The 15,121-nt window shown below is 34.3% G+C and carries 15 protein-coding genes; 7 read left to right on the plus strand and 8 right to left on the minus strand.

Annotated features, from left to right (window positions below; genetic code table 11):
* The first annotated feature begins 65 nt into the window (after window positions 1-65).
* Together ACJMLH_RS05015 and ACJMLH_RS05020 are read left to right on the plus strand one after the other, a co-directional pair.
* Window positions 66-914 carry a shikimate dehydrogenase gene (locus tag ACJMLH_RS05015; protein WP_405275330.1) on the plus strand — a complete coding sequence of 283 codons (849 nt, stop codon included), beginning with the start codon at window positions 66-68 and terminating at the stop codon, window positions 912-914.
* A gap of 1 nt (window position 915) precedes the next feature.
* Window positions 916-1,593 carry an ATPase gene (locus ACJMLH_RS05020; RefSeq protein ID WP_405275332.1) on the plus strand — a complete coding sequence of 226 codons (678 nt, stop codon included), beginning with the start codon at window positions 916-918 and terminating at the stop codon, window positions 1,591-1,593.
* 3 nt (window positions 1,594-1,596) lie between these two features.
* Here ACJMLH_RS05020 and ACJMLH_RS05025 read toward each other — a convergent pair whose 3' ends face one another.
* Window positions 1,597-3,120, minus strand: coding sequence for a replication factor C large subunit (locus ACJMLH_RS05025; protein WP_405275335.1), 1,524 nt, complete (start codon window positions 3,118-3,120; stop codon window positions 1,597-1,599).
* A gap of 9 nt (window positions 3,121-3,129) precedes the next feature.
* Window positions 3,130-4,077: a replication factor C small subunit gene (locus tag ACJMLH_RS05030; RefSeq protein WP_405275337.1), complete on the minus strand. Its 948-nt coding sequence runs from the start codon at window positions 4,075-4,077 to the stop codon at window positions 3,130-3,132.
* A 146-nt stretch (window positions 4,078-4,223) separates the two neighbouring features.
* Between ACJMLH_RS05030 and ACJMLH_RS05035 the strand changes: the two genes are divergently transcribed.
* Window positions 4,224-5,183: a zinc metalloprotease HtpX gene (locus ACJMLH_RS05035; protein ID WP_405275339.1), complete on the plus strand. Its 960-nt coding sequence runs from the start codon at window positions 4,224-4,226 to the stop codon at window positions 5,181-5,183.
* Window positions 5,184-5,192: 9 nt separating this feature from the next.
* Complete coding sequence (locus ACJMLH_RS05040; protein ID WP_405275341.1) at window positions 5,193-5,924, plus strand: tRNA (adenine-N1)-methyltransferase; 732 nt, start codon at window positions 5,193-5,195, stop codon at window positions 5,922-5,924.
* A 126-nt stretch (window positions 5,925-6,050) separates the two neighbouring features.
* On the opposite strand, the gene ACJMLH_RS05045 is transcribed toward ACJMLH_RS05040, so the two are convergent.
* From ACJMLH_RS05045 to ACJMLH_RS05055, 3 genes are all read right to left on the minus strand, one after another.
* On the minus strand, window positions 6,051-6,878 hold the full coding sequence (locus tag ACJMLH_RS05045; RefSeq protein ID WP_405275344.1) for a transporter substrate-binding domain-containing protein: 828 nt from the start codon (window positions 6,876-6,878) through the stop codon (window positions 6,051-6,053).
* 193 nt (window positions 6,879-7,071) lie between these two features.
* Window positions 7,072-9,927, minus strand: a complete 2,856-nt coding sequence (gene leuS, locus ACJMLH_RS05050) for a leucine--tRNA ligase (RefSeq protein WP_405275346.1) — start codon at window positions 9,925-9,927, stop codon at window positions 7,072-7,074.
* A 10-nt stretch (window positions 9,928-9,937) separates the two neighbouring features.
* Window positions 9,938-10,726: an NAD+ synthase gene (locus ACJMLH_RS05055; protein WP_405275348.1), complete on the minus strand. Its 789-nt coding sequence runs from the start codon at window positions 10,724-10,726 to the stop codon at window positions 9,938-9,940.
* Between the two features lie 64 nt (window positions 10,727-10,790).
* On the opposite strand from ACJMLH_RS05055, the gene ACJMLH_RS05060 reads away from it, so the two are divergent.
* Window positions 10,791-11,180, plus strand: a complete 390-nt coding sequence (locus ACJMLH_RS05060) for a hypothetical protein (RefSeq protein ID WP_405275350.1) — start codon at window positions 10,791-10,793, stop codon at window positions 11,178-11,180.
* Here ACJMLH_RS05060 and ACJMLH_RS05065 read toward each other — a convergent pair.
* The 3 genes from ACJMLH_RS05065 to ACJMLH_RS05075 all read right to left on the minus strand — a co-directional run bounded on the left by ACJMLH_RS05065 (window position 11,177) and on the right by ACJMLH_RS05075 (window position 14,279).
* Window positions 11,177-11,989, minus strand: a complete 813-nt coding sequence (locus tag ACJMLH_RS05065) for an ion channel (RefSeq protein ID WP_405275353.1) — start codon at window positions 11,987-11,989, stop codon at window positions 11,177-11,179. The genes ACJMLH_RS05060 and ACJMLH_RS05065 overlap by 4 nt on opposite strands.
* Window positions 11,990-12,169: 180 nt before the next feature.
* Entirely contained in the window at window positions 12,170-13,762 is a 1,593-nt protein-coding gene (locus tag ACJMLH_RS05070) for an ABC1 kinase family protein (protein ID WP_405275355.1), read from the minus strand.
* Window positions 13,763-13,781: 19 nt separating this feature from the next.
* Window positions 13,782-14,279, minus strand: a complete 498-nt coding sequence (locus tag ACJMLH_RS05075) for a DUF308 domain-containing protein (protein ID WP_405275357.1) — start codon at window positions 14,277-14,279, stop codon at window positions 13,782-13,784.
* A gap of 337 nt (window positions 14,280-14,616) precedes the next feature.
* On the opposite strand from ACJMLH_RS05075, the gene ACJMLH_RS05080 reads away from it, so the two are divergent.
* Entirely contained in the window at window positions 14,617-14,769 is a 153-nt protein-coding gene (locus ACJMLH_RS05080; RefSeq protein WP_405275360.1) for a hypothetical protein, read from the plus strand.
* Window positions 14,770-14,789: 20 nt separating this feature from the next.
* On the plus strand, window positions 14,790-15,121 hold a 332-nt coding region (locus ACJMLH_RS05085), incomplete at its 3' end, for a cation diffusion facilitator family transporter (protein WP_405275363.1).

The following is a 15,121-nucleotide window of genomic DNA, read 5'->3' on the forward strand; positions in this document are numbered from 1 at the left end:
GATTATAATAAATTTGATGAAGAGACTAAAAAGTTTTTAGTATAATGGCAGTCAACTATTATTATATGAATATTAAAGGTAGTACAAATATCGTGGGTCTTATCGGCCATCCGGTTGAACACAGTTTTTCGCCGCCGATGCACAATGCCGCATTTCAAAGTCTGGGAATGGATTATGCATATGTCGCATTTGATGTAAATCCTAATGATTTATCTTCTGCAATTGAAGGGGCAAGGTCATTAAACATAAAAGGTTTCAATGTCACCATTCCTCACAAAATTGAAGTGATGCAGTATTTGGATGAGCTTGATGAGGTTGCAGAGCTGATAGGTGCCGTAAACACAATTGACTTTAAAAACCTGAAGGGATACAATACCGATGGAATCGGTGCAATTAAGGCTATTGAAGAGGTAACAAAAGTCAAGGATAGGGATGTTATTGTTGCGGGAGCTGGAGGCGCTTCAAGGGCAATATCATTTTACCTTGCCAGATTCGGTGCCAGTTCAATAACAATACTGAACAGAAATGTCGAAAGGGCTCAAAGCCTTGCAGGTGATGTTTTGGCATCCGATTTGATAGGTGACGTTAATGCAGATTCAATTTCAGAAATTGACAATCTGCTGGGTGATGCGGATATTTTGGTGGATACCACTCCTTTGGGAATGGATCCTCACATTGACGATGAGCCTATTGCAACTGCAGACAATATGCATGAAGATTTAGTGGTTTTTGATGCTGTCTACAATCCTAATGAAACAGTACTTTTAAAAGAAGCTATTAAAGCAGGGGCAAAGCCTGTTTATGGAATTAAGATGTTGCTTTACCAGGGTGCTGAAAGCTTTAGAATATGGACTGGCCGTGATGCGCCGATTGATGTGATGGAAAAAGCGCTTAATGAATATTTAGGAAGATAATATGGATTTAATGTTTGACATATCAGGATTGGCATCTGATGAAGATGAATTTTCAACTTCAAAAAAAGATGTATTGAAATTTCTAAAGATAATAGGAGTTGACACCCGTTTCATTTCATATACTCCTCAAAAAATCTACATTAACTCCCTGAGATTTTCCAGGTTTTCAAGAACCCGTGAACAAACCTTCAATAAGCAATATCCTGATATAAAAGTTGTAAGAAATACCCTTTTTCAAAAAATATGCTCAAAATCTGCCAAGAATTTGACATTGGAAATCAAACCTAACTCCACAATATTGGTGCCTGAAGATAATTTTATCTGCGAATTATTATTGGAGCCTTATACTCGCAAATATGGGGTTAAACTTGTTTATGAAGGAGATTATGATTTAAAGGTTAATCCGTTAATTTTGGATGATAAGGTCAATACCATATTTGAAGGAATTTTTGCCGGTGAAGGTTTAAATTTAATAGACAGTGAAAATGAAATCTATCCCTTGGCCAATGTTTCACTTGATTGGATTAACTCATTTTTAGAGATGGATAGTCAGGAATTGATTGAAGGTGAAAATAAGGATGATTTGGCCATTTCGTTTTCTGAATTTTTAGAGGATGTTGCTCCACAGTTTAGGGAAAATGTTGTTAGCGCATCAGAGTTCATTGATAAAAAAAAATAAAAATTAAAAACTGAAAAGAGACACTTGCTTATCAGTTTTCTTTTTAGGTTTTTCTTCTTTTTCTTCTTTTTTAACTTCCTCTTCTGTAACTTCTTCTGTAACTGGTTCTTCCTCAACAGTTTCTTCAACTGTTTCTTTTTTAGGAGCTGCATCGGTAATTCCTGGAATTTCAAAAGGAAGTTCTTCTTCAAATGTTTCCTCTTCAATGACTTCTTGAGCTTCAGTCATCATCTGATTTTGAAGTTCTTCAAATCTCCTGTCCCGTTCTTCAACTCTCATTTGCGCTTTTTGTTTTTCCATTTTGGTAATGACTTTTTTAGGGATTTTTCTGGATCTGAATCTTTTGATTTCATTTTCTTCCAAATCTAAAAAGTCAGATATTTCCCAGGCAAGCTCATCATTTTTAAACATTATTTCCAAGTATGGAAACATTGAAATGGCTACAGCATGTGAAATGTGCATTTTATCAGACATTTTTTCAGCTATTCCATCTCTCAGGTTTCTTTTCCCTCTGTTACGGCCCATCAGTGTAAATATTGTTGGGGTTTGTATTTTTGTGAATTTTTTATAGGTTTCCTTTTTTGACGAACTTACGCCGATTCCCATAAAATCGCTTGCATATCTCCAGTAACCGTAATTTCTGCTGCTTTGAGCTCTTCCAAAGTATAAATCAGCTTTTGCTATATTTTCATAAGCTTTTTTGATTTCATTCTTATTGGTATATTCTCTTGGAATATTTTCTGCAATATACTCCATTACAAGGGTAGGATCTTCATCAACTCTTAAGGCCTCTCTTACATGTTGTGGGTTTTTGCTTTTCAAAACACCGGTTATTGCATTGAAAATATCTGATCTGTCATCCTTGATTCTTAAGTCTTCAACATCTTTTACTTCCAGCACAGTGTCTTTATCAGATAATGCCTGAAGCGTATTTATTGCAGATCTCACATCTCCCTGTGATTTGACAGCTATCTCTTTCATTGCTGCAGGATTCACTTTAATTCCTTCATTTGCAGCAATCTTTTTTAGCAATGCATTGATACTGTTCCATCGGGATTTCTTCATTTTGATGACAGTACATTTAGGTTTAATGGATTGCAGGCGTTTTGAGTAAAAATCATTTGCAATTAAAATCATCGGATGCTTGGAGTTTTTAATTATCTCTCCAATGGCTCTTACTCCTCCACGGTCATTGGTTCCGTGAATTCCGTCCACTTCGTCCATGATGATTAACTTGTATTCGTCTCCAAATAGTGACCTTGTAGATGAGGATTCTCCAATAGTGCTTTTAATAACATCATGGGAACGTTTGTCACTTGCATTAAGTTCAATGTATTCTGAAAACTCTTTTGCAATAATTAGAGCAAGTGTGGTTTTTCCAATTCCAGGAGGTCCAACTAAAAGTAGAGGCTGCTGAGGATTTCCACTTTTCCATTTTGAAACCCATTCTTGGATTATTTTTTTCTCTTTGTTATTGCCGACCACTTCATCTAGACTTTGCGGTCGGTATTTGTCAGTCCATAACATTTCCATACCTTAAATGAATTTGGTTAGAAGAGCTTCAAGCTGGATTCTTGGGTTTGCTCCTTCCCTTATTCTAAAGTCACAATCTGCAATTGAGTTAATTAATTCAATATAAAAATCAGGTTCCATTTTACCTTCAACGACTCTTTTGGAAACTTCCTGGTAAATTTGAGTAACCATGTCTTCTCCGCTGGTTCCCTGCAGCACCATGGTTTCTCTCAGTATTGTTCTTGCTCCTAAAAAGTCTCCAACGAGTGCTTTGTTAATCATGTTTCCAATCTCTTGAGGTTTTGCTTTAGAAACCACTTCATAAACTGATTCTTCTGTTACTGTTTCGCCTTCGGAAGTGGCGGCTTGCAACACGTTAACGGCTTTTCTCATATCTCCTTCAGCAAAGTAAACGATAGTTTCTAAACCTTTGTCATCTGCTTCAAAACCTTCATTTTCACAAATATACTGTAAACGTTCTTTGATTTCTTCACCTTTTAGCGGAGCGAATCTGAATATTGCACATCTTGATTGGATTGGGTCGATAATTTTTGATGAATAGTTACATGAGAGTATAAATGAAGCGGTTTTTGTATACATTTCCATTTCACGTCTGAGTGCATGCTGTGCGTCTTTGGTCATGTTGTCTACTTCATCCAGAAAGATTATTCTAAATGGGGCGCCTACAGGTTTAAGTCTACAGAAACTTTTGATGCGGTCTCTTACTGTGTCAATTCCTCTTGCGTCGGATGCATTTAATTCTAAAAAGTTTTGCCTCCAGTATTCGCCTAATATTGACTTAACCAATGCAAGGGCGGTAGTTGTTTTACCAACACCTGCTGGACCTGTAAACATTAAGTTAGGCATGCTTCCTTCGCCTACATACTTTTCAAGTCTGGTAATGATTTGCTTTTGTCCTACAATGTCTTCTAATTTTTGTGGTCTATATTTTTCTACCCATGGTCCGCTCATTTAATCACCGTTATATTATAGTAACATTTATGTATCATGTAGTTAAATTATTTTTTGGCTTACTGTTTAATATATGAAATCCAATAAATATATAATTAAAGAGAGCATTTGATGAGTAATGTTTACAAAAATTCAAGGTGTAAAAAATGAGAGGCACATGGCGACTTAGATTAAGAATGGTACTGACATCAGTATTGCTGTTTACAATCGTATACATTTTGGTTTCTCTTGTAGCGAGATATTTGGGAATAAGCAGCTGGTCTTTTTATATGTGGTTGAGTTTAGGAATTGTATTTTTACAGTATTGGTTTGGTCCATCTTTAGTAAAAAGGTCCATGAATGTAAGGCCACTGTCAGAAGCGGAAGCGCCTCATATTCACAAAATGGTTGAGGAGCTTGCACAGGAAGCAGGAGTTCCAAAACCGGAAGTCGGTCTGTCCGAGGTTAACATTCCAAATGCATTTGCATATGGAAGAACAAGCAGAAGCGGTCATATTGCAATTACTCGTCCGATTTTAGGTCTCTTGGACTATGATGAGCTAAGGGCAGTATTAGGTCATGAAATGGGTCATATCAAACATAATGACATGGCTGTAACCGCTGCCGTCAGTGTGGTTCCTATGGTTTGCTATTACCTTGCGTTGTCATTCATGTTTTCAGGTGACAACGATAACGGTGCAGGAATCATAATCGGAATTTTAGGATATGTATTTTACTTAATCGGACAGTTGCTGGTATTGTTCATCTCAAGAACCAGAGAATATTATGCCGATGAAGCCAGTGTGGAATATGGCAATCGTCCGGCAGCTTTGGTGTCTGCACTTTATAAACTGTCATATGGTGCTGCAAGATGCAATGACGAGACTATCAATGATTTAAATACAAACCGTGCATTTTTTGTCAATGACATTAACAATGCAAAACATGACGTTACAGATTTCCAGCAAATAGACTTTGACGGTGATGGAAAAATCTCAGATGAAGAGTTAAGAAGACTTGCAAACGCAGATGTTAAAATTTCAAAGAAAAGTGGGGCTATGGAATTGTTTTCCACTCACCCAGATTCCTTAAAAAGAGTAAAAAGATTAGCAGAATTAGAAAATTAGGTGTAAATTATGAAGATGATTTTAGATGAACGTGGTAAAAAGCATGTTTTAAAGCAGGGAGAAGAATTTCAAAGCGACTTGGGAATTATAAAAGCCGATGTATTGGACAATGCCGAAGTTGGGGATGAAATAAAAAGCCATAATGACCACTCATTTAAAATTATAAAACCTAATATCAACGATTTCATTGACGTGATGGAAAGGAGATGTTCAATACTTCTCAAAAAAGATATAGGTTATGTATTGGCTCACACAGGTTTGGGGGCAGGTTCAAGAGTTGTTGATGCCGGAACAGGTGCAGGAGCCATTGCATTGAACTTTGGAAATGTTGTAGGCTCACAGGGTCATGTTTATACCTATGAGATTCGTGAAGATTTTGCTGAAATTGCTAAGAAAAACATTGACAATTTCGGAATTGAAAACATAACTGTGAAAAATCAAAATATTAAGGATGGAATTGATGAGGACAACATTGATTTGGTCTTTTTAGACTTGCCGAAACCATTTGAGATATTTGAAGAAGTTTATGACTGTTTAAATGTTGGTGGATGGCTTGCAGTTTATGCACCGTATATTGATCAGGCTAAACTTTCTTATAGAATCGCCAAAAAAGTGGGCTTTTATGACATTGACATAAGTGAGATTTTACAGCGTGGGCTAGAGGTTCGTCAAAATGGTGTAAGGCCAAAAACACGTATGGTTGGCCACAGCGGATATTTACTATTTGCAAGAAAATTATAGCTATGATTTAATTTGATATAGCCATAATTATCTTACTATTTTTTTTAAAATATTTAATTATTTTAATCCTATCTTCTATATTTTTGTTTGTGTGAAGATTTTTCAGATATTTAATCAATAACATCCTCATGGATGAATTACTCTTTCAGGCAGATTATATTTGCTGTAATTTTGAGCTATTTTATCAACAGTTCCATCTTTAAACATTTCATCCAAAGTTTTTTGGACTTGATCTCTTAATTCTGTATTACCTTTTTTAAATCCAATACCGTAGTGTTCATTAGGTAGTGTTTCATTAAGTATTTTGCAGTCAGGATATTTTTCAACCACTATGTAATTTGCAATTCCATAATCTGCAATAACTGCATCACAAACTCCGGACTCCAAGTCTATTAGAGCAGTATCGTAGTTATCCACTTCAGTTATTTTATTAAAATTGCTATTTAAAGTAGAATTTTCTTTAATTTTATTTAAAACTGAAGTTCCGTCTTCAATTTCAATTGATTTTCCTTTCAAATCATTAAAACTGTTAATATTGGAATTTGATTTCACAATAACGACTGGGGTGTTGTTAAAGTAAGGTTTGGACCAGGTATAATTATCTTCTCTTCCATTTATGGTAAATTCACTCCAAATGCAGTCAACCTCATCACTGTTCAATTCTAATTCTTTTGTATTCCAATCTATAATCGGCAGTGGTATAAATGTCCAATTGTTCCTTTTACACACCTCTTTAGCAAGCTCAATGTCAAAGCCAGTATAGTTTTTATCGTCAGCTACATATCCAAACGGCGGAAATTCACTATTAAAGCCAATTATGAATTTTTCATCAGTATTTTCTAAATTGGCTGAATTGCTGTTGAAAAAATCAAACATGTTTGAGGCGCTCACAGTACTTATCATTAGAAATATTGTTAATGTCAATGTTAAAATTAATATAATTTTTTTATTCATTTTTTAGCTCCCTTATTTTTTTTTGTTTATGTTCATTAAATATAAATTTTATTTATTTGATATTTGTAAAAAATGATATTTTTCGGGAGCATTTCCATAATGAAATATAAAAGTTAAGAACTATTTTGGCTAAGTTGTATTTTGAAAGGGTGTTTTTAATTCATTAAAAAAATAAGTTTTGGAATAGAAAAGTCTATTCCATAAATATTGCCGGTTTGTAAGGCATTGCGTTTCTTGCCTTATTTTGAGGGTCGTAGGAATCATCGGTGTGGATAATGACTTCTTCACCTACTTCTTCGGTAATGTAGTCAAGTGCATCATTAAGAATTTCTTCTTCATTGATTTTACCGATGTATCTTGTTTTAGTCATTTCTTTACCGATTTTTTTAGCTACCATGGCTATTTCTTTCTTATCGTCGTAAATATTAGCTCCAATAGCTCTTCCCATAATTTGGCCAATATCAGGTTTTCCAACTTCGTCAGCTATTTTGTATAATTCCCATTTCCAGTCAGGGGCAAGATAAATGTGAACTTTGGAAATATCTTCTTTAACCATCTTTTTGATTTGTGTTACATCTTTAATGACGTTTTGCACAAATTCTTCTGATTTTTCAATTTCCACACTGACTGATGATTCATCCGCTTCAGGCCAACTTGCTTCACTTACAAAGCCTTCTCCGCCATATTCAGACCATAATTCTTCTGAAGTATGTGGTGTGAATGGTGCTAAAAGCCTAATCCAGGCTTCAAGAACAGTTGATAAAACATAGATAATTGCAGGGTCTTGTGAGTCAATTAAATGTTTAACTCTGTAAAGGTAGTGATCCACATCTTTTTTAAGCAGGAATAATGATTCCTGTAGAGCCTGTCTTGTTTGGAAGACTTCTAATGCTTCTGTTGATTTTTTAATATGCTGGTTGAGCTGACTAATCATCCATAAATCGATGGTACGTGTCAGTTCCACTTCTTCAATATTGCTTAAATCTAATGGAGAGCCTTTTATCTCTTCAATTTTAGCTGCAAATTCTCTAAACCATTCAAGTCTTCTTTTGGTTCCAAGAACTTCTTTTTCTCTCCAATCGAAGTCTTGCCATGGTTCAGCAGAAGCCATTAAGAAAAGCCTTACAACATCTGCAGTGTAATCGTTAATAGCATCCTTTAAAAGAATAACATTACCTTTTGAAGATGACATTTTATTTCCTTCTAAAAGGCCCATTCCAAATACTACTGTACCTTTTGGCCATTTTTCTTCAGGATAAATTGCACTGTGGGTAAACATTAAAAAGCTTAAGTGGTTACCTACAAGGTCTTTTGCAGACAGTCTCCAGTCAAGAGGATACCAGTAGTTGAATTCATTTTGGATTTCAGCTACTTTGTCTGCAGGAACGCTGATATCTCCGGAATCTTTATCCAATAATACTTTATCAAAGAATGCTGGAGTCAAATCATCAGGATTCATGTCTCTTAAGTATTTTGCAATTGTATAATAGGACATATAAATTGTGGAGTCGGTCAACGGTTCGATTAACCATTGATTGTCCCAAGGAAGTCTTGTTCCAAGTCCTACTTTTCTGGAACATGCCCAGTCATCCAGCCAGTTAATGTAATATTCAAAATTACTTTTGAGTTCTTTTGGAATGATTGTTTCGCCTTCAAGAACATTTAAGGTTTTTTCGGTCCATTCTTCGTTTCCGTATTTCATGAACCACTGGTCATCCATGATTTTAACAACACAATTGTTTCCACATCTGCACACAACAGGCCTTTCAGCAAAGTCATACATGATTGTAGCCATATTTTCGGCTATTAATTTTTCTTTTAACTCTTCACGGGCAAAACGAACTTTCATACCTCCAAAGTCTGGAATGGATTCAATGATTGTTCCTTTACTGTGTTGTTGTTTGTACAGTTCATTTGTGGCTTCATGTAATTTTTCATCATTCTGGTCAGTAATTCCTAATCTTTCGATGATGTCTGCTGCAGGGATTTCACCGTAGCCTTTAAGGGTACATACTGGAATCGGATGAACATTTTCAATGATGCCTTCTAAATTGTATTTGGCTATTAATTCATCATTATTTTTCAAATCTTGAAGTGCAATGTAGTCTGCCGGTGCATCAGCAGGTTCGGAAAATACAACACCGCTTCCGTAGGATGCACTTACAAAACTTGCAGGGAATACAGGTAATTCATCACCTGTAAATGGGTTTTTAGCCATTTTTCCAATTAAATCATTAGGGTCAATTTCTGAAATGATTTCTAAATCTTTAATTTGGTGTTGTAAATTGTAGTGAGCTTCTTTTGTAATTACCCAGTTTTCACCTTCGGCATTAGCAAGCACGTATTCCACATCCGGATTTAACCAGATGTTTGTTGCTCCGACAATGGTTTCAGGCCTTAATGTTGCAGTTACAAGGATTTTATCTTCAATAGGGAATTTTAGAAGTGTAAGTTCATTGACGCCCACTCCTTCACCTTCAAGTAAATCATGGTCTCCGACAGGGTTGTCACAGTTTGGACAGTATTTTACAGGGTGTTCTCCTTTAGCAACTAAACCTTTGTCGTGTAAAGTTGTTATTTGCCATTCGATGAATTTTTTGTAGGTCGGATCAATTGTTCTGAATTCCCTTCTCCAATCTATTGAATAACCCATCTCTTCCATCACTTCATGATATTCAGTTGAAAAGTATTTTACAATAAATTCAGGGTCTTCCAGTTTTGGTAAGGTTTCTTTTGGAACTCCGTGAACTCTTTCATATAAATCCAAGGTCCATGGGTCTTTTCTTTTGATTCTGTCTGCAATACCAATGACGGGTGCACCGGTTACGTGCCATGCCATTGGGAATAGGACATTGTAGCCTTCCATTCTTTTAAATCTTGCATAGACATCTGGCACGGTATATGTACGGCCGTGACCTATGTGCATTGCTCCACTTGGATATGGAAAAGCTACTGTAAGGAATAGTTTTTCTCTCTCATCCGGGTTTGATTCAAATAATTTTGCATCTGCCCATTTTTTCTGCCATTTTTTTTCAATATTTTCGCTCACTAAATCACCACTATAAGATTGTTTTTTGAGGACTTTCAGGAACTTTGCTTTTATGTTCGCTCCTTTTTATCTTTGTAATAATCATATCAACATCATCAACTGAAATGTCTAATTTTTGAGCTATTTCAGTGTTTTTCATATCTTTTTCTGTGTAAAAATAAAGTATTTTATCAAGCAAATCATAGCTCATTCCGATTTCATCTTCATCGCTCTGACCTTCCCATAGGCCCGCACGGGGAGGCTTGTTAAGGATTTCTTCGGAGATATTTAAATATTCACTTAATTTGAAAACTTCACTTTTGTACAAATCACCAATCGGCTCCATATCACATGCACCGTCTCCATGCTTTGTAAAGTAACCGATAAGGATTTCGCTTTTATTACCTGTTCCTATAACGAGGTAATTTTTATAATTTGCATAATAATAAAGCACTGACATTCTAATTCTAGCTTTAAGATTTCCAATAGCCAGATTATTATTGTCTAACTGTGTAAGTGATAAATATTCTTTTAGAATACTGTCAATAGCTATCTGCTTATAATTCATTCCCAGATTTTGCGCTACTTCACTTCCATGAATATTATCTTCTGTCGGTGTTGTTGCTGAAGGCATTGTAATTCCAAATACGTTGTCAGGACCAACTGCCTCACAGGCCAGATATGCAACAAGGGTTGAATCAATTCCTCCACTCAATCCGATAGCAATTCCATCACTATTGGCTTCATTGACTTTAGATTGAATGAATTCAATAATGTCTGATTTTGTTTTTTCTAAATCTATTTCTGGAATTTCACTCAAATTTTCACCAACTTTATCATTTATACATAAAATAATATGTAGTTATTAATTAATAAATTATATTATGAATGTTAAGTTACTTTGTGAAAAATCGTTTTCTGAAGATGACCGGGAAATTGTTGACCGGTTTGTTGAGTTTCAGGAAGCATTAATAGAAGCCAATACTGATAAATTAGACGAATTTATTTTAAAAACTGATGAATTTGTTAATTTAATCGGACTTCAATCAAAAAAAGAGTTTATTTCTTCTGTTGGCAGTGATGTTTTAAAGTTTAATGGTTGTGAAATAATTGATCCTACAATATTGTTTGATGATGTTAATTCCGCTTCACTGATAGCCAAAGTTAGATTGTCTGTTGAAATCAACGGCAAGGAACTTAGAGTTATTTCAGATTCCGTTGTTAGTTTTGAAAAAACTGATGGAAAATGGTGTCTTGGCAAGTGGGAAAATTAATTTTTATTGCTTAAAATATCAGTTAAGTCATCAATTTTTTTATTCAGGGTTTTTGTTTCGTTTTTGAGTTGTTCAAGTTCATCTTTTAAATCTTCATTTTCTTCCTTAATCATATTTATGTGCTCACGTAAGGTTTGCCTTGTTTCTTCTTCCGGCTGGCGCATGTATAATGCAGACATTGCAGCGGTAAAGACGCTAATGAACAGAACCCCAATTATGATAGTTAGCATTCCGAGTACTTTTCCTGCACTTGTTGAAGGTGTCAAATCTCCATATCCGACACCTGTGATTGTTACAAGGTTATACCAGAATGAATCGAAGACGGATAAAAAGGAGTCATCCAGCGTAAATAGGATAATGGATGATATTGCCATGTAAACTATTAATATGATTGTTAATGTTCGAAGTAACTGGTTTTCCACGAAATATTTGAATGAATGAACGTTGGTTTTTCTTATATTTACAATCCTGATTACTTGGAAGAATTGAATTATTCTAAAAGCTCTAAATAATGTCAAATATCTTAGGAATATGAAATTAAATGGAATTATGGATATTATATCTATTATATGGCTTTTTAAAAACTCCTCAGTAGTTTCATCTCTATTCAGATATTCTGAAATTAGATTTATAGCAAGTAAAATACAAACAAACAGGTCAAAATATGCCATGAATTCGATATCGTTAGGAGGTAAATTATAAACAGTTATAGCGATAATAAAAATTAAATCTATAATAATTAACAATATCAATATCAGATTTTTAAATTCTATTAATTTCTCATTTTCTATTATGTTTTTTAGGTTCATGTGATTTTTCCCGTAAGATTTGCATTATTATTAAATTTTTTTGTTAATATATTTTAGCTAAAAATAATTTAAATAATCTTATAACTGAAACATATTGTGGTTAAAACTGTATAATTACAATTATGCAGCTTTTTATAAAAAATAATAGGTGAGGAAAAATTAATTCCTCATAGTTTCGATTTATTTTAAAACAAATTTCTTTATACCAATAATACTTAAGATTATAGCTATTATATAACCTATTAAAGAAATTAAAGGCATGTCAAATACTCTTGGTCCAAATGAAACAACTGAAGAACCGATTATAAGTGCAGATACCAATGCGATTATTGAAACCTTATCGGTAATGTCGACTTCAAAGCGGAATTGCAATTCTTCATTATCGATTTTGTGAATGGTCCTTGTGAGAAGTTTTGGCAATGAATGAAGCATGTGTTCATACAAAATCAGGTTGCTTTTTTTGCCCCTTAAAAACTGTTTAGGACTCAGTCTTTGTTTTGCAATTTGTGAAGCAACAGGTTTCACTGATGCGAAAACATCGATTTCAGGGTCTAGATTGTGTGCAATGGCTTCAATCATTGACAGTCCTCTTGCCATTGTAACAACTTCATTTGGAAGAATAACTCCATATTCTTGCATAAGGTTAAGCAGAGCCTCTAAAACACCATCGAAACGATTGAGCTGTACACCGAAGTACCTTCCGAATAAATCATTCAGGTCTCTTCTTAAACTGCTTGTATCAATGTCATAATCCAATATGTCCATGTACATTAACTGGTTTATCAAACCGTCAACATCCTGGTCTACAAATAATAACATTACCTCGGAGAGGTCACGTTTGAATTTTTCATCAAAGAATCCCATCATACCTAAATCAAGGTAACACACGACATTATCCTCTAAAATCATTATGTTTCCAGGGTGAGGATCTCCATGGAAAAATCCATCAATGAACAGTTGTTGAAGGTATGAATCTAGAACATATTTTGCCAAAAGTTTTTTATCAAATTCATCGCTTGTGCTTGCATAGACGTCATTTAACTTTGTACCCTCAATGAATTCCATTGTTAAGATTTTTGAAGTACAATACTTGGCGTATGTAGCGGGAATGTGGATATTTGGATTTTCAACAAAATTCATTTCAATGCGTTGCATATTCATGAATTCATTATTGTAATCAATTTCCTTGTGAATGGAACGGTCAAACTCTTCCATGATTCCTGGCAAGTTCAGTTTTCTAAGATTAGCATTCCATTTATCTGCACGGTTAGCGACATATTTCATTATCCTTATATCAAGGTCAATCTTATCGGTGATGCCCTCTTTTTGGATTTTAACTGCAACTCGCTCACCAGTAATTAGTTTTGCTTCGTGAACCTGACCAATTGATGCGGTTGCTAGTTCTTCATGTTTGAAATCAGTAAATAATTCATCAATGTTTCCGTTGAGCTCTCTTTCAACAATTGCTTTGACCTGGTCATATGATATGGCAGGATTGTCATCTTGTAAGTTGGCCAATTCATTTGCAATTTTTTCGCCGACAATATCTGGCCTTGTACTTAAAAGTTGACCTAATTTGATGAATGTTGTTCCCAATTCCTGAAGCATTAATCTTAGTTTAAGAGGAATTTCGTCATCTAGTAAAAGATTGTGTTCTTCTTCATCAGTTTTGCGTATTTTGCTTTTTGCTGTTTGGCCCAAAATCTTATCGAAGCCATATTTTTTTATGGCTTGCCTAATTTCACCCAAACGCTCTTTAGTTTCCTTATCCATTATACCACATTGTTATAATTTAATTTTCAACAGGTTTCGCTGTTAAGAATGCTATTCCTTCCAAAATTAAACATATTCCAACTAGGATTGCAGTATATAATGGTTGTGCAATTGAAACGGCAGCGAGGTATACTGCTACAAAACCTAGAATTAAAATTAATACAGATGTAATTCTTGATATTGAACCTAATCCGAAAATAATGCCTATAATACCTGTAAATATCAATATAAATGCAATCAAGTAGAATAGATATCCAACAATGAAAGATAACGCATCAATTTTATAAATAAATAGAATTCCGAATAGTATTGCACAAATTCCAATCAGTATATTAAGTGCTGAAACATGTGCCATCATGCTCCATATGGAAAATCCATCAATAATCGAAGCAAATCCGAATGCTATCAAACATATTCCTGCAATCCATGATACTGCTTGTGCACTATACAATGGGTAAATTGCAAAAATTAACCCTAAAATTATTAATATAATTCCTAACGCTTTCTTAAAATCCATATTTATTCACCTATTAATGTTTTATATATATATTATTATTTATATTTTAATAGGAGGAAATATATTTCATTTGCAGAATCTATCCTCATGATATGCTGTTAGGGAATCTGTTGCATCTGCAGTTAAATTATCATTTTATCGCTTGTATGCAATTTGTGCCGATAAAATCAATGTAAATTATTAAAAAAGGTTTGTGGATATCAATCTCACTATTTTACGTTAATTTCACTGATTTTCATAAGATTATCATTTTCGTAGACAATTTACAAAAGATATATTATCTCCACAAATTATAATTAATAAACAATATTAAAAATATACTTAATGGGGAATAATTATGAGTGATGACTTTCGTTCAAAAGGTGGTAAAAAAGCAGCTATTGTTGCGATAAGTGCTAATTGCTTTTTGACTGTTCTAAATATCTCTGTTGGATTCATTTGTGGAAGTAGTGCATTAATTTCTGAAGGGCTCATACATTTTCAGACATAATTACAACAATTGTCGCCTATATAGGTTTTCATTATAGTCAAAAACCTGCAGATTTAGAACATCCGATTGGATATGGTCGTGTAGAAGCCTTAAGTGGATTGTTTATTGTACTGTTTTTATCCCTTATCGCCTGGGAAATTTTTGAAAAAGCTATTAAGCAGATATTCTTCAATCAGAATTTAACTGTTCCGGATATCCATGTTGCCATTATGGCTATTGTAGGTATTTTTATTAATTTTGCAGTCAGTAGCTATATAATTCACATAGGAAAACAAATTAATAGTCCTGCCATTGTCGCTGATGGTCAACACCAAAGAACAGATATATTTTCATCAATTGCAGTATTGATTGG

The organism is Methanobrevibacter sp. (assembly GCF_045116495.1).
In the GTDB taxonomy this organism is placed as follows: Archaea; Methanobacteriota; Methanobacteria; order Methanobacteriales; family Methanobacteriaceae; genus Methanocatella.